This is a genomic window from Vagococcus jeotgali (assembly GCF_035918315.1).
Lineage (GTDB): Bacteria > Bacillota > Bacilli > Lactobacillales > Vagococcaceae > Vagococcus > Vagococcus jeotgali.
Window position 1 is genome coordinate 1410466 of sequence record NZ_CP142146.1, and the last position, 26462, is coordinate 1436927.

The following is a 26462-nucleotide window of genomic DNA, read 5'->3' on the forward strand; positions in this document are numbered from 1 at the left end:
AAACAAACAATTAAATTAGGAGTGAGACGTATGAAACAAAAAAAATATATCTATACTAATATCCTTGTGCTTATCTTCATCGCCCTATCTTTGTTCCTAGTTGGTCGTGGGCATATGATTGATATCTTTTACCTACTCATACTAGCTGTATTAGGTATCTTGGGCTATAAATTTTATCACAAAACAACAAGGGTTAAGGATGTCCCAATTGATGTACCACGTTTGAGTAGAGAAAAAGAAAGTCATTACATTAAAGAAGGAATGACTCAAGATGAGATTATCTTCTTTAGACAAACAATGGCAGAAACAAAAAAACAAATTGAGCAATTATCTCATAATATGGAAAGTGTAGCAAAACTTAAAGCTATTAATTTAAGATATGATACTCTGAAAGCTTCAAAAGGATTGTTTAAAGAATTAGTGAGAGATCCCAAAAAGCTACACTTAGCTGATCACTTTCTTTATCACCATTTACCAAATATAGTTGAATTAACTAATAAGTACATCGAGATCAATAACCATGACATTAAGACAAAAAACACTTATACTGTACTAAATGATAGTGCTGTTGCCATTGAGGAAGCTTCTATACTGATTAGTCAAGATTATGTAAATTTTGTTTCTGATGACATTGATGATATTGAAGTGGAAATTTCAATTGCTAAGCAAAATGTGAACCGAGATAAGCGATATACTGATGACGATGACCTATTTGAGGAGGATTTCTAATGAAGAATGATGAATTAAAAAATATGACCCCTGTTAGTGACACACTTGATGATTTATTAAGTAACCCTTTTGAAAATCCAGTAAAACAAGAAGTGGTTGTGGAAAAGACATCAACTAATGCTGCTGAATCAATTAGAGTATTAGATAAATTACCAGAAGATAGAAAAAAACAAGCCATTGAGCTGGCCAGTCAAATTGATGTTTCTGATAGCCAATCTGTTATGAGTTATGGTGTGGCTGCTCAACAAAAATTAGGTGAGTTTTCTCACTCTATGTTAAACCATGTTCAAAACCAAGATATTGGTCCTATGGGAGACTCTTTAAATGAATTGATGTATCGTTTAAATGAAGCTAGCCCTAGTGAACTAGAAGCTCAAGATAGCAATATATTCAAGAAAATGTTTGGTAAAGTGAAACAATCAGTTTATGAAGTCACTGCTAAATATCAAAAAATTGGTGCTCAAATTGATAAAATTGCTATTAAGCTAGATAGAGAAAAAGATGGCTTGCTAAATGATAATCAGATGCTTGAGCAGCTATATCACAAAAATAAAGATTATTTTGATGCCTTAAATATTTACATCGCTGCTGGTGAGGTGAAGCTAGAAGAATTACAACTAGAAACAATTCCTCAAGCGATGAAACATGCTGAAGAAACAGGAGATCAAATGGATGCCCAAATTGTAAGTGATTTAAACCAATTCGTTGACCGCCTAGAAAAAAGAACTTACGACTTAAATTTAGCTCGTCAAATTACAATCCAGCAAGCACCACAAATTCGGTTGATTCAAAATACAAACCAAGCTCTGGCTGAAAAAATCCAAGCTTCAATCAACACTGCCATTCCTTTATGGAAAAACCAAGTAGCCATTGCCCTTACTCTCTTGCGTCAAAAAGATGCTGTCACAGCTCAAAGGCAAGTATCAGCAACAACAAATGATTTACTAGCTAAAAATTCGGAAATGTTGAAAATATCAGCTATTGAAACAGCTGAGGAGAATGAGCGTGGCATCGTTGATATTGAAACCTTACAAAAAACTCAAAATGATTTAATTGAAACAATTCAAGAAACATTACGTATTCAAAAAGAAGGAAAAGAAAAACGTAAAAATGCTGAGATTGAATTATCAATTATGGAAGATGATCTAAAAAATAAATTACTTGAGATGTCTGATAGCCAATATAATGGATAAGGATACTGACTTCTTCCACTAAGATAATAAACCATAGCATTAAAAGAAGGAGGTGACCTGGCTAGGTCACCTCCTTTAGTTATTTAATTGGGGCTATAATAAATCGTGTTGATGGATAGTTTCTATTAATACGATTTATTATAGACCCATTTTTTCAGGAACATCAATACCGGCAAGTTTGGCAATTTCAACAGCTGGTTTTCCAACAATTGCTGCATTAACTGCTGTTTTTGATTCATTCATTACCACTGCTTCAAGTTTTGATAATTCTTCTAGTTTTACAAAATAAACGCGATGTTTTTGGAATTCTTTTTTAACGTCATCATAGATATCTGAGTCAACAATCACACCTTGTTCAGTGGCGCAAATCATCCCGTTATCAAATGATTTTGACATCACTAAATCTTGTATAGAACGCTTAATGTTAGCTGTTTTTTCTAAATAAGCTGGTGTATTACCAGGACCTACGCCAAGAGCTGGTTTACCTGTTGAGTAAGCTGCTTTTACTCTGCCTGATCCACCTGTAGCTAAAACTAATGCCACTCCTGTATGATTCATTAACATGTTAGTCGCTTCAATAGATGGGTGTTCTACCCACTGAATACAATTTTCTGGAGCTCCTGCTTTAACTGCTGCATAACGAACCACTCGCGCCGCTTCACGAGATGATTTTTGAGCTGATGGGTGGAAAGCAAAAATAATTGGATTACGAGTTTTCATTGCGATTTTATCGCCATTGATCATGAGGAAAATTTTCAAAACATCAAGAAATCAATGCAATTAGGTGCTGTGGATTACCTCGTTTTCCCCTTTGATGAACAAGAAATTCTTGAGAGCATCCATAGAACAATTATCTCTTTAAACCAAGTATCTTTATTAAAAACAAAAACGAAAGACCGTGTTTCTTCTAATAACGATATGGTTTATTCCATGATTGACTATATTCACTCACATTTTTCAGAACAAATAACACTTGGATAGCGTAAAATATTTTGTGTAAATAGAAATTTAGGGTAGAAAAAAAGAAAGTCCATTCTGTAAAATTAAAGTTACGACACAGAAATTTTATAGGAGGACTTTCTCATGAATAATTTTACTACAGAAATTATGGAAACACTAATCAATAAAGGTGATTTGGATGATTTGTTTCGCCATCATCTAGAGTTAGCTATTAATTCATTATTAAAAGCTGAACTGACAGCATTTCTTGACTATGAAAAATATGATAGATCTGGATTTAATTCAGGTAATTCCCGAAATGGAAATTATTCACGTTCATTTAAAACAGAATATGGAGAACTAAATTTAGTAATCCCTAGAGATAGGAATGGTGAGTTTTCTCAACAAACATTACCTGCTTATAAAAGAACCAATGACTCTTTAGAAACGACTATTATTCAGCTATTTCAAAAAGGAATAACGATGTCTGAAATCTCTGATTTAATTGAAAAGATGTATGGTCATTATTACACGCCACAAACTATTTCAAACATAAGTAAAATTGTATCTGAAGATGTTTTAGCTTTTAAAGAAAGAACTTTAGAGGCTAAATACTCAGTTGTTTTTATGGATGCTACTCATATTCCAGTAAAAAGGAAAACCGTAGCAAAAGAAGCTATTTACATAGTAATTGGTATCCGGTTAGATGGAACCAAAGAAGTTCTAGGATTTACTATTGCTCCAACTGAATCTGCCTACATTTGGAAAGAGATACTTCAAGACCTAAAAGACCGTGGTTTAGAAGAGGTTTTATTAGTTGTAACTGATGGTTTAAGTGGTATTCACGATAGCATCCATAGTGTCTATCCAAATGCTCAATTTCAACAATGTTGTGTCCATATCTCTAGAAATATTGCTCATAAGGTTCGTGTTAGTGATCGACAAGAAGTCTGTAATGATTTCAAATTGGTTTATCAAGCAGCTTCAAAAGAAGAAGCTATGAATCAAATAAGTTTTATGATAGATAAATGGAAAAAGCAGTATCCACGAGTAGTTAAATTACTCTTGAATCCTGCTATATTAACTTTCTATAACTTCCCACCATCAATCAGAAGAACTATCTACTCAACTAACTTGATTGAGGGATTTAATAAACAGTTAAAAAAATATACAAAGAGAAAAGAACAATTTCCTAATGAAGAATCTCTGGAGAGATTCCTTGTTTCTCAGTTCAATGAATATAACCAAAAATTTTTAGGCAGAGTACATAAAGGATTTAAGGAAATACAAGATACATTAGAATCAATGTTTTAACTTAAAAAAATGGAATGGATTTTCCATTTACACATAATTCTTGACGCAACCAACACTTGATGATTTAGCTAATTATATGCATCTAAATAAACATTATATATCCACTCTTTTTAAAAAAGAAACGGGTATGACTTATAATCAATACTTGACTTCATATAGAGTAGAGCAAGCTAAGTTATTATTAAGACAAACAGATGACTTACTAGAAGACATTAGTCATCAAGTAGGTTACGTAGATCCTGCCTATTTTAGTCGAACCTTTAAAAAAAATACTGATATGACACCTATTATTTATAGAAAAACATTTAAAGGTAACTTATCACCTATATAAAAAAACAGAGACTAACCTTTTTGGTCACTCTCTGTTTTTTCCCATAAAGGTAAGCTTAGTACTTCGTAGTCTATTGTTTCCAAATTAGTTAAAGTAATTCCTAAAAGTCTAATACTTACATCTTGATGATCAACCTCCATGTCATCCCAAAGTTTTTTAGCATAAAAGAAAATCAATTCTTGATCTTCGATGTATTCAGAAATAGTTATTCTTCTGGTTTTTGTATCAAAATCATCATTTCTTACTTTTAGGACCACTGTTTGGCCTTTAAGTTGTTCTTTTTTTAAAGACCTACTCACATCTTCTGAGAGTTCTCTTAATTCTTTAATAACATCTTCTTCTGAGAGCAGTTTATAACGAAAAGTGTTTTCTCTACCAACTGACTTTCTATCTCTTTCTGGCATTACTGGAGCATTATGAATACCACGAACTTTACGATATAAAGAATATCCCATCTTACCAAATTCTTTAATGAGGGTCATCTCCTCTATATTTTTTAAATCTCGTCCTGTATAAATACCTAATTCATGCATTCTGGGCACCGTTTTTTTCCCTACACCATAAAAATCCTCAATCGGTAACTCAGCTAAAAAAACTTCGGCTTCTCCTGGCAAAATAACAGTTAACCCTTTTGGCTTTTCAAAGTCTGAAGCAAGTTTTGCTAAAAATTTATTGTAACTAACACCAGCTGAGCAAGTTAATTGAATCTCTTGCCAAATATCTCGTTGAATCATTCTAGCAATTTTAATCGCACTTTTAATTTCTAACTTATTTTCTGTGACATCCAAATAAGCCTCATCTAAAGACAAAGGCTCTATACAATCTGTATAACGATGAAAAATACGCTGAATCTCTTTAGAAACTTCAGCATAATATGACCTATTACCAGAAACAAAATTTGCTTTTGGGCAAAGTTCATAAGCTTTCTGGGCACTCATTGCAGAATGAATACCATACTTTCTAGCCTCATAGTTTGCAGTCGTAACAACCCCTCTTCCCCCAGTATCTTTAGGATGTTTGGCAATAACTAAGGGATGGTGTTTTAGCTCTGGATGATCCCGCTCTTCAATAGAAGCGTAAAAAGCATCCATGTCAATATGAATAATCTTTCTTGATAAATCATTGTTTAATGGAAACCTTAAATCATTCCCCAATTTTTTCACCTCTAACTAGAACATGCGTTGCCCTTATTATAAAATAAATAGCAAAAAAAAACCACTAAAGCCGTCGCTCTAGTGGAAATGAAGGTTGTTCTATTCATCTTTATATGCAGTTGATGTTAGAACCCAATTTGGGATAATTGGTATATAATCATTTTATTACCCATGGATTAAATCTAAGTGATTCTATTGTTTTAATCTAGTAAAAAAAGAATGATAAACATCTCATTCTTTTTTTACGGATGTTATTAGTCAGCTAAATATTTATCTTTAGCCAAATCTTTATAAAAGGCTGCTTTTGTTGTATTGATATATGGATCAATCCATAACAAACCAATACCTAGTGTTAGGATCCCAACAATATACCATCCTAGAAACGAAATATCTAACCAAAACAAACGTTTTTTGTGTCCATTCATTAATTCACGACTTTCAGTAATAAAGTTTGTTGCTCCCATACTACTTGTGTCCTCTGATTCAGATAAATCTTTATAAATAAAGTTTGCCTGTGAGTAGGCATAGTACTTAACAATACCTGGAATAATGAAAAGTAATGTCCATAGGTATTGAAAAATATAGCTTAATAGATTAATTAAAAAAATTGGACCAAAATCACGACCATTGAATAATCTAAAGGCCTCTTTAAATGACATGCTTTGCTCTTTACCTTTTCTAAGAACATCTAAAAAGGTAAATGAAATACCAATTGTTAAAAATGTTACGAAAAAGTTCCAGATTGGTGTCCAAAGAGATGATGATACAGAAGAATTTTGTGCTGACATGCTTGCTGATATAGATTCTACATCACTACTACTAAATGAGCTTAAGTTTGAAATAATAAAAACAGCACCCATGATTGCAATTGACGCAACAAAAATCGTTATTACTTTTAAAATCGTTGGTACAATATTTAAAATAACAGCATCTTTCCATCTTCCTCGCAAAGCATCTTTTGCTTCGGCTTTTAATTGCTTACTTGATTTATACATAATTTCCACTCCCTTTCTTTCATTTTACCATGTTTTTTCATATTTTAAAATGAGATGATATCACCAGTTTTAAGTAGGACTAACATAGTTTTAGTCACACTCTCCCCTAAAACCTCTTCCAAAGCAAGCTGGTATAGTCTTATTTGACCTTGGTAACGCTTTTTAATCGTTTCAATACTAACTTTTTTATTTTCATTTGATACATGATCTGTTTTAAAATCATATAAAATAACATCCTTACCATGATGAATATACCCATCAATAATCCCGTGAATCAATACTGTATCGACTTCTTTTGTTTGGTAGCCATCATATAAGTCTTTGGCAGGCAATAACATAGAAAATGGTTGTTCTCTTGTTACATACTCATGTTCTTTAAGCAAAATTTGACCAAGTTCAGAGTCAAAAAATCGCAATATCATACTGATATCAATCTTTTTAGTAACTGCTTGACTCAACACTTGATTACTTACTAACTCTTGAATAAGGTTTTCAATACTCTCTTTTGAAGGTCTAGTATTTAAAGGAATCAATTGCATCACTAGATGCACTGCAGATCCAACTTCAGCTGCTGATACACTGACTTCCTGAGTTAAAAACTTAGGTTTAGCTAACTCACCAGTCACTTGTCGATATGCTTTTTCTTTTTTACGATTCATTAGTTCTAAGGTTGGTAATTCTTGATTATCAGGATCTTCAAATAAGCGTTTCACCTCAGAAACTGATTGGTAACTTGTTGTTTTAGTTGCATCTATTTCACCATAAGTAAAATCAAGTCGATCTACAACTTGTTTTAGTAAGGTAGGATTTGGTTTATCTTTAGCCTTAGTCTCTGACGTCTTTTTATCAGCTGTCGAATTTGTGTTAACCAAATCACTGTCTTCATAAAAAGTGAGCTTAAACTGAGCTGGAGTACTACTAAGACCTCTTAAAGTATCCACTTGAATACTAGGGAATTGTTGATGCAGTAGCGGGTGACGAATTAATGTCATACCAATCCAGTCCATCAAACTTTTTTGGCGTAAACGATTAGTAGAACTTAAAACCATCTCTTCCTCGTTAACAGTTTTAGACCATCTATTTAGTAAATCTGTTTGATTTTTACATGATCCTACTAAAAATAGTTTTTCCTCAGCACGGGTTAGGGCAACATATAGTTTACGCATTTCTTCTGCTAATATTTTTTTACGTTTTTCTTGCCTAATAACATTGTAGACAAAAGTATCATATTTCACTCGTGTCTTCACATCTAAATACTTCATTCCCATGCCTAGTTTTTCATCAAAAATATAAGGACGCTGATTAATATCCATTAGATTAAATTGTTTACTCATATCTAAAACAAATACAACAGGAAATTCTAATCCTTTACTAGCATGGATTGTCATAACCCGAATAGCATCTTCACCTTCACTCATTTGACTTGCTTCAGCCAAATCTTTATTTTTTTCTTGCATCTTTTCAATAAACCTAATAAATTGATATAGCCCTTTAAAATTCATCTCCTCATAAGCTGCTGCCCGGTGATAAAGGGCATGGAGGTTTGCTTGTCTTTGTTCTCCAGAAGGTAAACCACCCACATAGTCTAATAAATCTGTTTCATTATAAATAGACCAAATCAACTCAGCTAAAGGTTTTCTTCTTGCCATTTCTCGCCAATTTAAAAATTGCTCGTGAAATGCCTTTATTTTTTGATAACTTAACGTGTTTCTATGCTCTGTTTCTAAGTATTCTTCTAGAGCATCATAAAAACTAACAGGGCTATGCTTTTTAATATAAACCAAATCATTTTCCTTAATGCCAACAATGGGTGAGCGTAATACACTTGCTAGTGGAATATCTTGATAAGGGTTATCAATCAACTGAAGCAATGAAATCATCATTCTAATTTCCGTTGTTTGAAAATAATTCTGAGTATCATTTACTAAAATAGGGATGTCATACATACCTAAAATATCCATGATTTCTAAATTATTCTTTTTTGTTGGGGTTAATAATACAATATCACTATAAGAAATTGGTCTACTTTCCCCTTTTTTCTTATCAAAGAGGGGAAACTTACTAGTTATTAACTCTTTGATTTTTGATGCTACAAGATGAAGTTCCCCTTCTGTTGAGGTGTCTAGATGAAATGATAAGTTATCTAGAGCAGATTCTTCTTCCAATTGTGACTCATAAATTAAAATTTCCGTATGGTGTTCTTGACTTGTAGGGTAACTTTTATTACCAACAACAAGACCAGCTTTATCATCATAATCAATCTGTCCAAGTTCAGCATTCATCAATTGTTTAAACACTAAATTCGTAAAATCTAAAACGCTACTTCTTGATCTAAAGTTTTCTGCTAAAATAATTCTTGAGCCTATACTGTCTTTTGTATACTCATCACAAAAAGTATCATACTTTTCAATAAACAACGTTGGGTCAGCTAATCTAAACGCATAAATCGACTGCTTAACATCTCCTACCATAAATAGGTTACCTTCTCCAATATTATCTACACGTAGCCAAAATAAAATAGCTTCTTGTAATCTATTTATATCTTGGTACTCATCAACCATAATCTCTTTAAATTGACGTCTGAAATATAAAGATGCTTCAGAAGCACTGTAGCCATCTGGGGCTTCTTTTCTTAAAATTTGTAAGGTTAAATGCTCTAAATCATTGAAATCAAGAGTGTGCCGTTGAGCTTTTTCATCTGTATAAGCCTCTAAAAACAGCTTTGTTACTCGAACTAATTCTTCCACTAAAGGCTTAGCTACTTGTAATATGTTTAGCATGTCTTTTGGACTTTGTTTAAAATATGTTGTTTCTATTTTTTTCACTTGCTCCTTAACATCATCCCGCTCTTTTTTGATCACCTGATTATATAATTCTTTTGACACAGGAGATACTTCATCTGCACCTTCAAGTTTTGTTAATTGCCCAATTCTAGCAAATTTAGCAGTGTGCAATATCTCATAAAAGTCATCCAGCCGATTTTGCTCTAAGCTCTCTTGTAATTGATTAAGTAATTCTTGATCACTTTGTAATGTTTTTAGAGTTTTAACAAATTCAGTTTCACCTTCAATTAGCTTAGATAATCGATTAATTTGCTCTTTTGCTAGAGTTAGCTCTTCTAAAATGGTTGGTCTCATATAGTTTTCATACAACGGACTAGTTCGTAAGTCTTCTGACACATCATAATGACTCACAAGTTGATCTAACCATTTTTTAGGGTCTGGATTGGCCGAAGCAAACAAATGGATAGAAAAAATCATCTCCATTAACCCGTCATCATTACGGTCATTAGAAAAATTTTCAGTTAAAGCAAAAAAGTCTGATGACATGTCACCGTACAGCTCTTCTCTAAGGTTTGACCATACCTCTTCTTTCATAAGTAACATCTCAGTCTCATCTGTCATCATTCGAAAAACAGGGTCAATATGAATCAAATAATAATACTGTTGAATAACTTTTAAACAAAAAGCATGAAGTGTACTAATTGAAGCTGTCGGCAGTAGTGATAATTGTTTAGTTAAATGTTGACGCTCCTTCTCATCTGGTTCATCTGTTACAGCTTTTTGAATAGCCACTTGGATACGTTGTTTCATCTCTTTAGCTGCTGCTTCTGTATAAGTGACAATTAATAACTCATCGACATTCACACCACTTTTGATTTTCTCAATCACTCGCTGAACAAGGACTGTCGTCTTACCTGAACCTGCTGAGGCAGAAACTAAAACATTATCTCCATAATCATAAATTGCTTCCCACTGTTCTTGAGTAAAATGACTATTTTCAGGTCTAAGGGGTAATTTAGTTTGAATCGTCATGATTCTCACCTCCTGATTGAATTCTTTTTATCACATCATCTTTTTTCATATGATCGATTCGGTGATAATTATTTTCTTTTAACATCACATCAAATTGACAAATGCTCTTATAAGGACAAAAGCCACAAGCTATCCTTGTTTTATCTTTATAAGATGGGTTTAACTGATTACTTCCTTGATAAATATGATTACCTGCTTTTTCAAAAAGCTCTCTATTATGGTGAATTAGAGCATCTAGATCATCATCTGTTACAAATTTTGCTGATCTCATGGCTTCTTCTTTTTTAATTTGATTAAATGGATACACTAAAGATTTCTCTCCGGGGGATACCGTCTTATCCATTTTTTTAAGCAATTGACTATCTTCAACTAACAAACCATCTAAGCGATAGCTCTCTACTAAATCTTGCTCCAATTTATCCATATGAAATTTTTCATTACCTAAAATCACTGGATTTTTCACATGCATATAAAAAGCTCCTGCTGGTTTTGCTTCATCTCCAACTAGCTTCACAGCATTTCTTAGTGCCACATCTAAGTATGTAATCATTTGCATACTTAATCCAACATATGCATCTGTAAAATCAAAATTGTGAGCACTAGATTTATAATCGACGACACTAATATAGGGGACTCCGTCTAAAACCAATTCATCAACTCGGTCAATCTTACCTCTAACACTTAGTTTTTTATCATTTTTTAATGGGACTATTAAACTATCCAGACCCTTTTTTTGTAGAATTTCTCCAAATAATACTTCTGTTTGAATAGTATTCATACCACTTCTAAGTGCTTGTTCTTTCAACGCCCAACAAACACGTCTAATCGTTTGCTCCAATTGATATTTAATATAATTCATTCTATTCGTTGTTTTTAAAATATCAAACTGAGGTTTACCTAGAACATCGTCTAACACACGTTGTGAGAGCACTGCTACTTCTTCAAAACTCATCTCTGATAGACTACACTTTGATTCAATTAATTTCTTAAAAAAGATATCTAAAGCTTCATGGTAAAACTCTCCAGTAGCTGCTGGAGACAGCTCAAAAATAGCTCTTTCTTTTAAGTCCAACCCATATGTTAAAAAATATTGGTACTCACATTTATTAAAACTCTCAATTTTAGAAACAGAGGCATAAATCGTATCACCATACAGCATGTCCACAGTTTCTTCATTTAACTTTTCTGGAATGTTTTTATGTGTCAGACTAGCTAATAAACGAGAGGTCTCTGTTGGCATTTTAGTTTCTAAACGTTTTTTTAATTGTTGCCAAATCCAAGGAATACCTACTTTTTCATCTTGAGTAGCTCGTAGTATTCTAACTAAGTCACTAAGCAATAATTTGTTAGTTGAAACATCTTGTAGTAACTCTTCTTGTTGCCCTAGATAAATCAAACTCTTTTCTTGTTTATCAACAATAAAATAGCGTAATAACTGACTTAAGTAAGGTGACATATTCAAGTCCTTCACTTGGTCAATTTGCTTAGGATAACTTAAATATATATGATTAGTAGCAGAAAGTAGTGCTTGATAAAAAATAAAAGGTTCATTTGCCATCTGCCTACCAAGATCAATCCCTAAATAATGATTACTAGGTAGATACTCACTAAAAAATGATCTTTCATCATTAGATAATAAACTTTTATTTTCTATTTTTTGTGGTAAAACATGATCTGTTGCACCAATTAAAAAAGTCGCTTTGTATTTTTTTGCCCGTACCATGTCTAGAGAAGACACACTGACCTGATCGAGGGATGTTGGTACTTTTCCATACGTCAACCCTTCAAGCCCACTAATAATCACTTCTGAAAACACATCAAAATCAAAAGCTTCCTCTCCCATTAGCTCCACATACTCATCTAATAAATTCATCAGAGACTGCCATGTTTGCTCGTGATTTTTAGCTTCTACTAAGTTACCTCGATCTAGCTCTTGTTGCTGCATATTTAACATTTGTCGATCAATACCTAAATTTAATAGAAAATTATAAAAAATTGTTATGCCTTCTAATCCAGTTTGACTAGCTTTCATTTGTTCAAAGAATGTCGGAAGATGCTGCTTTATTAGGCCTCTAATCTCATTTGTTGCTTCTTGTATCGCTTCTTGGGTATTTTCTGTTACTTCAAGACTACTAAATTGATACGTTACATAATTCCAATCCTGATTAGATATCCAGTCTTTTCCGGTATATCCTTGGGCCAGGACAACATTTTCTGTTAAATCAACTTGTTTTCTAAATAAGCGTGTTGCCTCTGTAAATGACGAAGATTCCGCATAAACTGTACTTGGAAAAAGTAATTCTGTTCTTAAAAAACGCATCACATCTTTTGATTGATAAAATCGTTGATTGATTTGAAATAAAGAAATAAGCCATTCAACTAAAGGGTGATACTTCATTTGTGTTTCCTCATTTAAATAAAAAGGAATATCACTATTATCAAACACCGCTGTCAATTGCCCTGCATACGGTTCAAAATCTCGGTATAATACAATGATATCTTGGTAGCGGTACCCTTTCTCACTAACTAAACGTCTAATTTCTGCTCCTACTGCTCTTAATTCTGTGTAAGTATCATCACAAGACCAAATAGATAGTGCTTGCGAAACATCTTGTTTAGCTTTTTTAGCAATAGATATTTCTTGAAGATCTTGCCAACCAAGCCCTATATCCTTCATTAACTCATTTGTTGTATCCGACACATACTTATCAAATAAAATAGGAATGTCTGACTCTCTTGTAAGTTGATAAAACTGATGATATAACCTGTGACCATTAAAAAACAGTTGATAGGCTTCTTGAGTGGTTTCACGAGATGCTTTATCCATTATTATATTCATCTTTACTTCACCAGAAACAAGAAGTAAGGTTTCAATCAATTCTTGCTCCACTGCTGTAAAATTTGAAAAACCTAAGAGGCTAATTTGAAGATAAGATAAGTCCTCTTGTTTTAAAAAATTAGCTAATTCCAGTAATAAATCTTCCTGACTAATTTGATGAGCCATCAATATATCCATATAAGTACTATAAATTGTATAGATATCAACTATTTTAAATAATTCTTTCGATGCATGATGTTCATTAAGTACTTCTGTCATCTCTTTTAAGTCATGAACTGTAATACAACCATCTTCAAATTCATCAAATAACTCTACTAGTTGGCTAATAAATCCAGGACGATCTATTTCTTTTTTAAATAAAGTTAGCTCATCTTGACAAGCTAGCAAACTTTTTTTGATCAGCATAAATTTACCAGAATCAGATAAACGTGTACTTTGATACATTTTGGTATGCTGCATAAAGTACCAAGCTAATCTCGAAAAGCTAAAAATCTGAAGTTTCATACTTGTCATATATTGTCGGTCTTTTTCGCGAGTTAAGCTCTCTAACTCTTTTAAAATATTGATCTCCATTTCAAACTTCACATGATTAGGTACTAAATAGAATACCTCATGACACTGTTTTTCATCTAACCAAGTCAGTGATGATTTTAATAAATCAGGTAAAGGATTTTGATCTGCTCGGTTCATAATAAACTGAAGACTCATAGTAACACCTCTCTTTTTTTATTCTATTTAAGTTTACCATATCTCATGGCATACTCATGACAAGTTATCAATAAATAAAATAAAATTTTTATTCAATTTTCATTCAATTTGTGGTATATTTCTCCTTATAACCAAAGGAGGGGATTATTATCAAACAAGAAAAAGAATATGGTTTATGGACAGCAACAGCCATGATCGTCGGTATTTGTGTCGGTTCTGGTATATTTTTCAAGGTCGGTAGCATTTTAGCATTTACAGGTGGTAACGTCTTGCTAGGAGTACTTGTCTTTTTTATTGGAGCATTATGTATTATTTTTGGTAGTTTATCTCTAACTAACTTAGCCAGTCGCACGACTAAAAATGGTGGTATGGTAGCTTATTTTGAAGATTTTTATTCTAACTCAATGGCAAGTGCCTTTGGATGGTATCAAACATTTTTATACTACCCTACTATTGCTGTTGTTGTATCTTGGGCCGCTGGTATTTACACTACCCTACTATTAAATTTACCACAAACAATAGATATACAAATGGGTATTGGATTTTTATACATGCTATTATTTTACTCAATTAATATTTACTCAAAAGATTTTGCTGGTAAATTTCAAATTATCTCAACTATCACAAAACTTATTCCTTTAATTGGAATCGGGCTACTTGCTTTATTTTGGACAAAAGAACCACCTGCTATTCCTAGTGGTGTTGAAGCCGTTCCAGTATCAAATGTCGGTTGGGGTTGGGTCGCAGCTCTTGCTCCGATGGCTTTTTCATATGATGGTTGGCCAATTGCCTTATCAATTTCAAATGAAGTTAAAGGTGGACACGAAACAATGAAAAAAGCTCTGTTCTTTGGACCAATTATTGTTTTAGCTGTTTACTTATGTTACTTCCTTGGACTAACAGCTATTCTTGGACCTGAATATATTTTATCAACAGGTGAAGAGGCCGTTATGGCAGTTGGTAACATGATATTAGGAAGTTACGGGGAAATTATTATCTTAATGTTTATTTTAATTGCCTTATTTGGTGTTATAAACGGGGTAACTCTAGGTCATATCAGAATGCCCTATGCTCTTGCAACAAAAGATATGATGCCTGAAAGCCAAAAAATCATCCAAAGCTATGAAGGGACTAAAAAAGCTCATACATCTGCTTTAATCGCCTTTTTAGTTAGTATTGGTTGGTTTGTTATTCACTATACAACCCAACGCTTTAACTTAATCGGTGCAGGGGACGTGAGTGAGATTGCAATTGTCTTTGGCTACTTATGGTATATCGCTTTATATGTCAAAGTATTCCAAATGTTTATGAAAAAACAAATTACGGATGTTTTCACAGGCTTCATTTCACCTATTTTAGCTATTCTTGGTGGGTTGATTATCTTATTTGGTGGCTTCCATGAAAGCCCGTATTCAACAGCTTTCTTTTTCTTGATTTGTTCTCTATTTTGTATCTCAGGTTTCATGTGTTACAAGTATAATAAAAAACACAATCTTGAAGTGAACCATGTTGACTAACCTACATGTCAATGTGTTACTTAAAAAAACGATGAAATTTCATCGTTTTTTTATTATGTTCTTTAAATCGTTTCCATAAAATGTTATGATATACCATATAAAAGATACTTATAAAATGATATACCAAAGGAGCTATTTTATGTTATCACAAATCGATACAAGACACGGTACAGCTAATCAACATAGTTATTCAAATGGAAATACACTGCCTTATACTGGTGTTCCTTTTGCTATGAATTATTTTGCAGTTCAATCAACAGATCAAAAAGGTAGCTGGTGGTTCCATCCTGAAGACCGTACTTTCCAAGGCTTTCGTTTAACTCACCAACCAAGTCCGTGGATGGGAGATTTTTCTCATATGCTTATTTCTCCAGTATCGGGAGAATTACGATCAACAGAACTTTTCTTCAACCAGGGATCATATCGTCCTGAAGCAGCGATTTTTTCACCCCATTATCTAGAAGTTTATTCAGAAAGACATCGTATTTTAAGTCAGTTAACTGGCTTCACTTATGGTAGTCACATGAATTTTACTTATAAACGTGCTGGTGAAGCTAATGGGCTGTTAATCACCTCTCCTGGCCCAACCTCATTTACTAAAGAAGGAAATACATTAAAAGGTTATATTACTAACTTTTCTGGCTCTGAGGATAAAGAATTAAAAATGTATGTTTCAATGACTTTTTCTGAGGATATTACAAATTGGAAAACAACCATAGACGAAAAAATTGAGGAGATTAAAGGAAATACTTATACAGCTGACAATGCTTCTTTCTATATCGGCTTTGAGACAAAAGATGTATCTCAAACAATCGATGTCATTTTAGCCACTTCATTTATCTCTGTTGAACAAGCTGATTTAAACCTATCTCGTGAATTAAATAAAACATTTGCTGAGCATAAAGAGGAAGCTTGTGACAAATGGCTATCTTACTTAAATAGAATTGAAGTCCAAGATCGTGACCAAGATAAGGTTAAATTATTTTATCAAATGATGTATCGCAGCTTTTTATTTCCACAAACTTGGCATGAATACAATGATAAAGATGAGGCAGTTCATTATGATACATTGAGTAAATCAGTAAAACCTGGTTATTACTATACAAATAATGGCTTCTGGGATACCTGTCGTTCAGTTTATCCACTATATTCACTCATTGCTATTGAAGAGTATGAAAAAATGCTACAAGGTTTTTATAATGCTTATAAAAATAGTGGCTACTTGCCAAAATGGTTATCTCCTGATGAGCGTGGCTTAATGCCTGGTACTTTAATTGATGCTGTTATTGCTGATGCTGCCGTTAAAGGAATTGCAACTGATATGATGCCTGACTTTTTAGAAGCTATGCTAAAAAGTGCGACAACAAGTAGTGGCAAAGATAATTATGGTCGTCAAGGAACGATAGACTACTTAAAATATGGTTATGTTCCAACTGATTATCATGAAAGTGTCAATCATACTCAAGATTATGCTTATAGTGATTTTTGTATTGCTCGTGTGGCTGATGTTCTTAATAAAGTAGATATCAAAGATAAGTATGAAAAACAATCTCTAAATTACCGTAATTTAGTTGATAAAGAGTATGGTGTATTACGTGCTAAAGATAGTCAAGGTAATCCTCGTACACCATTTAATCCTTATGCTTGGGGCCGTGACTATGCCGAGGGAAGTGCCTTCCAAAATAGTTTTGCAGCCTTCCATGACTATCAAGGATTGATTAATGAACATGGTGGTGTAGAGCGTTTTACAGAGATTATCACAGAATTATCTAATTCTTACCCAATCTTTGATGTGGATGGTTATGGGTTTGAAATTCATGAAATGAGTGAAATGGCAGCCATCGACTTTGGACAAATCGCTATTTCAAACCAACCAAGTTTCCATTTGCCTTACTTATTTAATTATGTTGGACAATTAAGTACTACCCAAATGATTTTAAAAGAGTTAATGACACGTGCCTTTAAACTTGGCTATGATGGTTATCCAGGAGATGAGGATAACGGTAGTATGAGTGCTTGGTATATTTTAAACAGTCTAGGTTTCTATCCTGTGACTCCAGGAAGTGGAGAGTATGCGATTGGTATTTCTTTATTTGATAAAGCAACAATTCATTTATCAAATGGAAAAACTCTAATTGTTGAGACAGAAAATAATGTAGCGCAGTACCACTATACAAAAGAGATTACTCTAAATGGTAGTAAACACGAATCGTTATTCTTCACTTATGATGAGTTGATGAATGGTGGCGAGATTATCTATGATTTAGCACTCGTTCCACCTACAACAACGTATACTAGTGAGCAACTGCCTTATTCATTAACCAAATAAATGATAAAAAAACGACTCAGAAAAATGATTAATGACTTTTTCTGAGTCGTTTATTGAGAGTGTAATATAAACCGTGTAAGTAACCTACCATCCTAGGTAGTGGGTTGCTTCGCGGTTTTTCTTTTTTTACAATAGATTAAAGGAGTGGTAAGTCATGACAAAAAAGAAAAAAGATCAAAAATCAGCGAAGTTAGCTCAATCAATTATTGATGCCTATCAACCAGAATCGGTTGAAGACATGCAAGAAGCCCTAAAAGATGTTTTTGGACCGATGTTTGAAGCAATGCTTCGTGGAGAATTAGATAATCATTTAGGTTATGAGAATCAGTCAAGACAAGAAAAAGAAACTCAAAACAGACGGAATGGATATGGAAATAAAAAATTAAAAACAAGTTTTGGTGAATTAGACATTCAGGTTCCTAGAGATAGAGACGCTTCTTTTGAGCCAGAAATTATTCCTAAAAGAAGCAGAGACGTTTCAAGTATTGAAGGAAAAGTTCTTTCTATGTATGCCAAAGGCATGAGTCAACGAGATATTGCCTCGACAATTGAAGATATTTATGGTTTTACTATTTCTCATGATATGGTGTCGGATATCACAGATCAAATATTACCAGAACTTGAGGAATGGCAAATCAGACCTCTGGCCAAATGCTATGCCTTCTTGTTTGTCGATTGTATGTATGTCACTCTAAGAGAAAATTATGAAGTGAAAGAATGTGCGGTGTATACAATTCTTGGTTATGATTTAAAAGGAAATAAAGAAATTCTAGGTCTTTGGCTAAATCAAACAGAATCGAAAAATAGATGGATGCAGATTTTTGATGAGATTAAAGAGCGTGGCGTTGAAGATATTTTGTTTATTTCAATGGATGGTGTATCAGGGCTTGAAAATGGAGCCAAAGCTATTTTCCCAGGTGTTGTCGTTCAACGTTGTCTGGTCCATTTAGTTAGAAATGCCCTTCGTTATGTGCCAAGTAAAAGTTATAAAGAGGTTTGTAAGGATATGAAGTCTTTTTACAGTGCCTCCTCCTTAAAAGCGGCTCAAACAGCTTTTGATACCTTTCAAACAAAGTGGGCAGTCTATCCTGGAGCTATTGATGTTTGGAAAAGAAATTTCCACCATGTCGAACAATTATTTGATTACGGCTCAGCTATTCGAAAAATAATGTACACGACAAATGCTGTAGAAAGTGTTCACTCTAGTTTCCGCAAGGTAACTAAAAAAGGAGCTTTCCCTAATGAGAATGCCCTTCTTAAGCTATTATATCTTCGAGTGAAAGAACTTCAAAGTAAATGGGAAGGTGGGCATGTTCATAATTGGGCTATGGTGCTTAACCAATTAACGGTCAACGACTCTTTTTCAAAACGTGTCGAAAAATATAATCGTTACTAATCAAAATAAGTGAGACATATAAAATTTGACAACGAGTCTCTCGTCCTGCGATTTTTTATCGGGACAAGAGGTTTATTAAAAATACCCTCTTATTCCTAGAGATTATCACAGGACGACTCATTGTCAAATTGAGTTTCTATTTTTATTTTTAAGGAATTTACACACTTAACTTGACAAACCCCGTTTATTTAATTGCCTATTTCAATTTCATTTAAAAAATGGGTATTATAATACGTTAAAGGAATATTAGATCCTACTCGGTAAGTCATCTCTTCTAAACTAGCTACAATCATTTTTGTCCTACTATCTTCTTCATTGATTAGAGTATTCCATAACTCACACTCTAATTTTATCCTCTCAATCCAAGGACTTATTTCTAATTGAAACTGATTATTTTCAATTGTTTTAATCTTTTCAATTACTTCTCTTAACTCCTCTAATAACCTACCTAATACCTTTGTTTCACCTCTTTCAATCGCCAATTCAATATCTATCCATCTTACAGGCTCTATGTGACGATTTTTAAAGTGAGAACAAAAGATATCTAGACTATGTTTTATTTCTTCTTCATTTGTCCACAAGTCATAGACATCATAAAAATCTCTCACAGCATCAAAAGTGCTTGTTTGCCACATATATTGTGCACTACTAGCAACGGTAAATTTTGATAATTCCCATTGAGGCATAGGATTTAATACGATACCTTTCACTTGATAGGCTTTATCACCCAAGGCCTGACTACGATTTTTATATGGACTTAAAAATAATAATTCATTGTCGGCTTCAAAATCATTCACAGGAACATTATCCCAAATAATCATCTCTCGTTCGTAAACTTGACTCATCTCTTTTATATTTGATTCTGAAATTTGTCTAGCTAAAGTGCTTGGTCCAGTCCAAAAGAAAGGAACATTTTGATTTACCATCTTAGTTAAATGCATTAAATAATATGAATCCATGTGATTATCATACTCAGTCGGGCAAGCTACAAGTTCTACCTGAGGGATCTGTTCAACTAAAAAATCATAAACATAATTAATTAAATAAGCATGCATATCCGCATTTGAACTGAATTTTTTACGCATAGGTACTGATAACGTATAATCAATATCATCCATCAGAAGGCCAAACCTCGTCACACCAAGATCTATTAATTGTTGTAACTTATTTTCAAGTTCTTTTAAATCTTCTTTGTTTAGTATATTTATATCATTTCCTGGACTTATCATATACCAAAAATCGACCTGTACCGTGTCAGCCAAGGTGATTAATTCTTGAAATCTATCTAACTCCGAACTAGGATATGGCTCACGCCAGAGTTTACGCTGATAGTCATCATCTTTTGGGGCATACATGTAAGTGTTCATTCTCTCGTGACTGATCCATTTAATACAATCTAGGCGCATTTCATGAGTCCAAGGTGTTCCATAAAACCCTTCAATAACTCCTCGAAGAGAAAATGATGGTGTATGTTTCACTTTAAGAACTGGTATAAAAAATGAATCATTTTGTTTCATAATCATTTGAGATAGCAACTTTATAGCATAGTTAAAGCCACGTCTATTAAAACTTTTTATTTTTATTTGATATAATTCTGGACATATCAATAGCTCAAATCCATCATGACCTATCTCACGAGAAAACTCGTGAATAAGTGTCATATGAGGGGAAGTAGTACTAGAATTATCTTGCCAAGTAATATTTTTTGAAAAGAGAGTTAGATCAATCATAGACTCGTGATTTTGAAATCTAAAATATTTACCAACAAACAAGATTCTAAGTTCTTCTTCATCAATACGGATAAAATCTTGAGTAAAAACAACCTCATCATACTTCCTTAAAGCTTTTTGAATGGTTTTAAGAATCATCATGTTGAACCCCTTATCTTTAATTAGTCGTACTTTCTCTAACAATTAATTTTACAGGTATCACATGTTCACTTGCAACTTGTGACCTGATCGTCACGTTATTAATCAGCAACTTAGCAGCGACTTCTCCCATTTTGTAAAAATCTTGGGCAATTGTAGTTAGCGGTGGATCCATTAGTTGTGTAGCTTGAATGTTATCAAAACCAACAATCGCAACATCAGCCCCAATATCTAATCCTCTTTGTTTTAAATAAGTCATTAAACGAATAGCTAAAACATCATTTTCAACCACTAATCCTGTTTTTATATCTGCTTGATATATAATTTCTTCATAAACACGATTAAAGAAATCATCTGTCTCTTCTTCTGGTTCTTTTAATAAATATTTAGGTAATAAATTAACTTGATACATACCTGATAAATAACCTAAATAGCGATCCCTCACTGATGACACATCAGTTAAACGATTACCACTCACAAATAAAATTTGTTCACACCCAGTACTTGCTAAATGCTCTGTTGATAATAAACCTCCAGATTCATTATCAGCCACTACTGAACTATAATTCATCTTCTCAATCGTTTTATCTAATAAAATCACAGGTATATCTTGAAGTTGACATTGATATAAAAAATCAAGGCTTTCTTGTGTATTAATTGGATAGTAGATAATACCTGCATAATCTTCTTTTAAATTAATAGATTTTTCTGAGGATAGCCACTCATGAGGTTGCATATGTAACCTATAATCTGTATCCTTTAATGTTTCTAAAATCCCTTCTGCATAATTCCCAAAGCCCTCATTTTGAGCAAAAGGCATCACAAATAATAAATTATCACTCGTTGATACACAGATGCCTTTCTCTCTTTTTTTAACAAAGCTCCCTTTTCCTCTCACACGATATATCAAATCTTCTGTTTCAAGCTCTACAAGAGCTCTTTTTGATGTGATTCGACTAACACCATATGACTCTGCCAACTCTAATTCTGTTGGTATCTGCCCTTCTTCTTCATAAACACCTGTTAATATATCTTTCTTTAAGTCTTGATATATCTTTTTATATAAAGGCTTACTAGCCATAATCTTTCACCTACTTCTTTCCTTTATTCATGATATATCATACCATATAAAAAAACTTTAAAAAACTATAATTATCGACTAGACAGCCTTAATGATATATCATATAATAAGAATTACAAATAAATGATATATCATCAGGAGGAAATAAATTATGGCTTACACAGAAGTACCAACATCAGTACAAACATTTATGGATAAAATGGAAGCGCTATGCATTGACGAGCATCCACGTTGGGCAGAAAACTTTAAAGCAGGATTTGCAAATACTCTACTGACAACAGTTAGACGCTACGATGACGGTACAACGTTTTTACTTACAGGAGATATTCCTGCTATGTGGCTTCGTGATTCTACAGCCCAGTTTCGTCCTTATTTAGTGATTGCTAAAGAAGACAAAGATATTCGTGACATGATTGCTGGCTTAGTAAAACGTCAGTTTAGATATATAAATATGGATCCATATGCTAATGCATTTAATGAAGAAGCAAATAATAAAGGGCATCAAAGTGATGACACTGAAATGACTCCATGGATTTGGGAGAGAAAATATGAAATTGATTCATTATGTTACCCAGTTCAACTAGCTTATCTTTTATACAAACAAACAGGCGAAACATCTCAGTTTAACGAAGATTTCCATGAGGGAGTTAAAAAAATCCTTGAAGTTTGGAAAACGGAACAAAATCATAAAAATTCTCCCTACAGCTTCGAAAGAGATACAACACGCCTTGAAGACACACTATCTCACGACGGCAAAGGAACACCCGTTGCAGAAACTGGTATGACTTGGTCAGGATTTAGACCTAGTGATGATGCTTGTATTTACGGTTACTTAGTCCCATCAAATATGTTCGCTGTTGTAGTTTTAGGATATATTGAAGAGATCTATTCAACATTATTTAATGAACCAAACATTGTTGAAGAAGCCAAACAATTACGTCTTGAAATTGACAAAGGAATTAAAGAACATGCCATTGTTAAAAATGCTGCAGGTGAAGATATTTTTGCTTATGAAGTTGACGGTTTAGGTGGCTATTCAATTATGGATGATTCAAATGTACCAAGTTTAATGGCAGCCCCTTACTTAGGTTACTGTGCTAAGGATGATGACTTCTATCTAAATACTCGTCAAACACTTTTAAGCAAAGAAAATCCTTATTTTTATGAAGGAAAATTTGCTAAAGGTATCGGAAGCTCTCATACTCCTGAAAATTACGTTTGGCCAATCGCTCTATCAATTGAAGGGTTAACAACAGATGACAAAGCTGAAAAAGAACGTATCTTAAACCTATTAGTTGATTGTGATGGTGGGACTAACTTAATGCATGAAGGATTTGATGTGGATAATCCAAACAACTTCACTCGTGACTGGTTCTCATGGGCAAATATGATGTTTTGTGAGCTTGTGATGGACTACTATGACATTCGTATTGATGCACATTATGACAAATAAGGAGATTAACTAACATGACAAAGAAAAAAGTTTATATCATCTCTCACAGCCATTGGGATAGAGAATGGTACTTACCATACGAACAACACCATATGAGACTTGTCCGTTTAATGGATGATCTTTTAGAGATTTTTAAAACAAATCCAGACTTCAATAGCTTCCATTTAGATGGGCAAACTATTATTTTAGATGACTACTTACAAGTTCGTCCTGAAAAACGTGAGGAAGTCCAAGCAGCCATTGATAATGGTAAATTAAAAATTGGACCTTTCTATATTTTACAAGATGACTTCTTAATTAGTAGTGAGTCAAATGCTCGTAACACTATGATTGGTTTAGAAGAAAGTCGTAAGTGGGGAGATCCTGTGATGTTAGGTTATTTCCCAGATACATTTGGTAATATGGGACAAACACCACAAATGATGAAAGAAGCTGGCATTGAAGCTGCAGCTTTTGGTCGCGGTGTAAAACCAACTGGATTTAATAACGCCGTGATTAATGACGAAAAATATGCTTCTCAGTTTTCTGAAATGTGGTGGGAAGGTCCTGACAAATCTAATATCTTCGCCCTATTATTTGCCAACTGGTACAGTAATGGTAATGAGATACCAGCTAAAAAAGAAGAAGCTATTGCTTTTTGGGATCAAAAATTAGCTGATGCCCAGCAGTATGCTTCAACAGATCATATATTGATGATGAACGGTGTGGATCACCAACCCGTACAAAAAGACGTGACACAAGCGATTAAGCTAGCTAACGAATTGTACCCTGACTACGAATTTATTCACAGTAACTTTGATGACTATTTAAGTGCTGTTATGAGTGATGTCCCTGATAATTTAAGTACAGTAGAAGGAGAATTAACTTCTCAAGAAACAGATGGATGGTATACATTAGCTAACACATCTTCTGCTCGTATTTACTTAAAACAACGTAATACTGATGTCCAAAGACAATTAGAAAATGTGACAGAGCCACTAGCTACTATGGCTTATGAAGTAACAAAGAACTATCCTCATGACGAGTTACGTTATGCATGGAAAACTCTAATGCAAAATCACCCTCATGATAGTATTTGTGGCTGTAGTGTGGATGAGGTGCATCAAGAGATGATGACACGTTACCAAAAGGCTGAAGAAGTAGGTAAATTCCTAGCTGAAGAAGCTGAGACTGCCTTAGTAGACTCAATTAACACATCTAAATTTGCTAAAGATAGTAAACCTTTTGTTATCTTTAATACAGCTGGAACTAAGCGAACTCAAATCGTTGAAACAACAATCGAGTGGAAACGCCTAACGTTTGCTGAGGGTATTCCTTTAGAGTTATATCACCAGTTAGAAGAAGAAGTGAAAAACTTAACTGATTTCTATGTGATAGATGAAAATGGACAAGCTGTACCTGCTGAAGTTGTTAAAACAGATGTCGCTTTTGATTACGATTTACCAACTGACCGATTTAGAATTCCTTATATGGCCATTTACGTGACGGTACGCATGAGTATTGAAAAAATGCCTGGTATGTCTTGGAGTACTTTTGCTCTACTTGAAGGAAAATATGAACTTACTGGTAAGTCCCTTGTAGATGATAACACAATGACTTTAGAAAATGATTATGTTAAGGCTGAAGTTCAACCAAACGGCCTAATTAACTTTACAGATAAAATCCATAATAACACTTACTCAAGTGGGCTTATTTATGAAAATGTTGGTGATGTTGGTAATGAGTATATCTTTAAGCAACCGCGTGAAGATAAAGCATTATATGCTCACAACTTCCCTACAACTCGTGAAGTGATTGTTGACTCACCACTTGTTGCTGAAATTTTAATCACACAACGTATGATGATTCCAGTATCAGCTGAAAAACTACTTCAAGACGAGATGGAAGCTGTCTATGAAATGCGTCAACGAAAAGCAAACCGTAGTACAAAACTTGCTGAGTTTGTGATTAAAACAGTGGTTCGTCTAGAAAAATACAATAAACAAATAACGTTCCATACAGAATTTGACAACCAAATGAAAGATCATAGATTACGTGTCTTATTCCCTACTGGTATCACTGCTGATACGCATTTTGCTGAAAGTATTTTTGAAGTGGTAGAAAGACCAAATAATGTGAACCAAGCAACTTGGGAAAACCCAACAAACCCTCAACATCAACATTCATTTGTCAATGTTCACGATGACAAACAAGGAGTAACTGTTGCTAACTACGGGTTAAATGAATATGAATTACTTAGTGATGACAATACAATTGCACTAACTATTTTAAGAGCAGTTGGTGAATTAGGTGACTGGGGTTACTTCCCAACACCAGAAGCACAGTGTTTAGGTGAGCAATCTGTTGACTTTGCTATTGAATTCCACGGTAAAGATGATATGTATGAGACGTTTACTAATGCTCAAGGATTCCAAATCCCTTGGACAATCACTCAAACAGATATTCATGAAGGCACTCAAAAACCAACGCATCAATTCTTAAATCTTGAAGGTGATCAATACGCTCTAACAGCGATTAAACGCCAAGAAAATGGTGTTGATATTATCACACGTGGCTTTAACTTATCTAATACTGAAACATGTGATGTTAATATTGATATACCTGGCTACACAGCTCATGAAGCCAATATGATTGAAGAATTTAAAGAAGAAACACCAGTTGAGACAACTTTAATTCCTGCTAAGATTCAAACGCTTAGATGGACTAAATAACTTAAAATCCACTCATTTTTAATTAAAAGAATGAGTGGGTTTTTTATTTATAACAAAAAACAAGACTAGCATCAACTAGTCCTGTTTGTA

16 protein-coding genes and 1 pseudogene are annotated in these 26462 nt (G+C 33.6%); 10 read left to right on the plus strand and 7 right to left on the minus strand.

Annotated features, from left to right (window positions below; translation table 11 throughout):
- Positions 1–30 precede the first annotated feature (30 nt).
- Both VSF34_RS07095 and VSF34_RS07100 read left to right on the plus strand, forming a co-directional pair.
- Positions 31–729 (plus strand): 5-bromo-4-chloroindolyl phosphate hydrolysis family protein, encoded by a 699-nt coding sequence (locus VSF34_RS07095; RefSeq protein ID WP_326716645.1) that lies wholly within the window; start codon positions 31–33, stop codon positions 727–729.
- Positions 729–1922 carry a toxic anion resistance protein gene (locus VSF34_RS07100; protein ID WP_326716646.1) on the plus strand — a complete coding sequence of 398 codons (1194 nt, stop codon included), beginning with the start codon at positions 729–731 and terminating at the stop codon, positions 1920–1922. The genes VSF34_RS07095 and VSF34_RS07100 overlap by 1 nt, the downstream gene beginning before the upstream one ends.
- A gap of 153 nt (positions 1923–2075) precedes the next feature.
- Here VSF34_RS07100 and VSF34_RS07105 read toward each other — a convergent pair.
- Positions 2076–2648, minus strand: a pseudogene (locus tag VSF34_RS07105) (aldehyde dehydrogenase family protein); the annotation flags it as partial.
- Positions 2649–2696: 48 nt separating this feature from the next.
- On the opposite strand from VSF34_RS07105, the gene VSF34_RS07110 reads away from it, so the two are divergent.
- The 3 genes from VSF34_RS07110 to VSF34_RS07120 all read left to right on the plus strand — a co-directional run bounded on the left by VSF34_RS07110 (position 2697) and on the right by VSF34_RS07120 (position 4506).
- Positions 2697–2903, plus strand: a complete 207-nt coding sequence (locus VSF34_RS07110) for a hypothetical protein (RefSeq protein ID WP_326716647.1) — start codon at positions 2697–2699, stop codon at positions 2901–2903.
- Positions 2904–3005: 102 nt separating this feature from the next.
- Positions 3006–4175, plus strand: a complete 1170-nt coding sequence (locus VSF34_RS07115) for an IS256 family transposase (protein WP_326716648.1) — start codon at positions 3006–3008, stop codon at positions 4173–4175.
- A gap of 40 nt (positions 4176–4215) precedes the next feature.
- Positions 4216–4506, plus strand: coding sequence for a helix-turn-helix transcriptional regulator (locus tag VSF34_RS07120; protein WP_326716649.1), 291 nt, complete (start codon positions 4216–4218; stop codon positions 4504–4506).
- Between the two features lie 11 nt (positions 4507–4517).
- On the opposite strand, the gene dinB is transcribed toward VSF34_RS07120, so the two are convergent.
- The 4 genes from dinB to VSF34_RS07140 all read right to left on the minus strand — a co-directional run bounded on the left by dinB (position 4518) and on the right by VSF34_RS07140 (position 14017).
- On the minus strand, positions 4518–5660 hold the full coding sequence (gene dinB / locus VSF34_RS07125) for a DNA polymerase IV (RefSeq protein WP_326716650.1): 1143 nt from the start codon (positions 5658–5660) through the stop codon (positions 4518–4520).
- Between the two features lie 254 nt (positions 5661–5914).
- Positions 5915–6655, minus strand: a complete 741-nt coding sequence (locus VSF34_RS07130; protein WP_326716651.1) for a DUF975 family protein — start codon at positions 6653–6655, stop codon at positions 5915–5917.
- Between the two features lie 44 nt (positions 6656–6699).
- Positions 6700–10464 (minus strand): helicase-exonuclease AddAB subunit AddA, encoded by a 3765-nt coding sequence (gene addA, locus VSF34_RS07135; protein ID WP_326718044.1) that lies wholly within the window; start codon positions 10462–10464, stop codon positions 6700–6702.
- Positions 10454–14017, minus strand: a complete 3564-nt coding sequence (locus tag VSF34_RS07140) for a PD-(D/E)XK nuclease family protein (protein ID WP_326716652.1) — start codon at positions 14015–14017, stop codon at positions 10454–10456. The genes addA and VSF34_RS07140 overlap by 11 nt, the downstream gene beginning before the upstream one ends.
- Positions 14018–14208: 191 nt before the next feature.
- Here VSF34_RS07140 and VSF34_RS07145 point away from each other — a divergent pair, with 191 nt between their 5' ends.
- The 3 genes from VSF34_RS07145 (at position 14209) to VSF34_RS07155 (ending at position 19259) form a co-directional block, all read left to right on the plus strand.
- Positions 14209–15534: an APC family permease gene (locus tag VSF34_RS07145; RefSeq protein WP_326716653.1), complete on the plus strand. Its 1326-nt coding sequence runs from the start codon at positions 14209–14211 to the stop codon at positions 15532–15534.
- A 139-nt stretch (positions 15535–15673) separates the two neighbouring features.
- Entirely contained in the window at positions 15674–17863 is a 2190-nt protein-coding gene (locus tag VSF34_RS07150) for a GH92 family glycosyl hydrolase (protein WP_326716654.1), read from the plus strand.
- A 154-nt stretch (positions 17864–18017) separates the two neighbouring features.
- Entirely contained in the window at positions 18018–19259 is a 1242-nt protein-coding gene (locus VSF34_RS07155; protein WP_227258472.1) for an IS256 family transposase, read from the plus strand.
- A 188-nt stretch (positions 19260–19447) separates the two neighbouring features.
- Here the strand turns inward: VSF34_RS07155 and VSF34_RS07160 are convergent, their stop codons facing one another.
- Positions 19448–21130 carry a protein O-GlcNAcase gene (locus tag VSF34_RS07160; RefSeq protein WP_326716655.1) on the minus strand — a complete coding sequence of 561 codons (1683 nt, stop codon included), beginning with the start codon at positions 21128–21130 and terminating at the stop codon, positions 19448–19450.
- Between the two features lie 16 nt (positions 21131–21146).
- A complete protein-coding gene (locus VSF34_RS07165; protein WP_326716656.1) occupies positions 21147–22208 on the minus strand; it encodes a GntR family transcriptional regulator in 1062 nt (353 codons plus the stop codon).
- Between the two features lie 151 nt (positions 22209–22359).
- Here VSF34_RS07165 and VSF34_RS07170 point away from each other — a divergent pair, with 151 nt between their 5' ends.
- Together VSF34_RS07170 and VSF34_RS07175 are read left to right on the plus strand one after the other, a co-directional pair.
- Positions 22360–23661, plus strand: coding sequence for a glycoside hydrolase family 125 protein (locus tag VSF34_RS07170; RefSeq protein ID WP_326716657.1), 1302 nt, complete (start codon positions 22360–22362; stop codon positions 23659–23661).
- A 14-nt stretch (positions 23662–23675) separates the two neighbouring features.
- Positions 23676–26372: an alpha-mannosidase gene (locus VSF34_RS07175; RefSeq protein WP_326716658.1), complete on the plus strand. Its 2697-nt coding sequence runs from the start codon at positions 23676–23678 to the stop codon at positions 26370–26372.
- Positions 26373–26462: the final 90 nt, after the last annotated feature.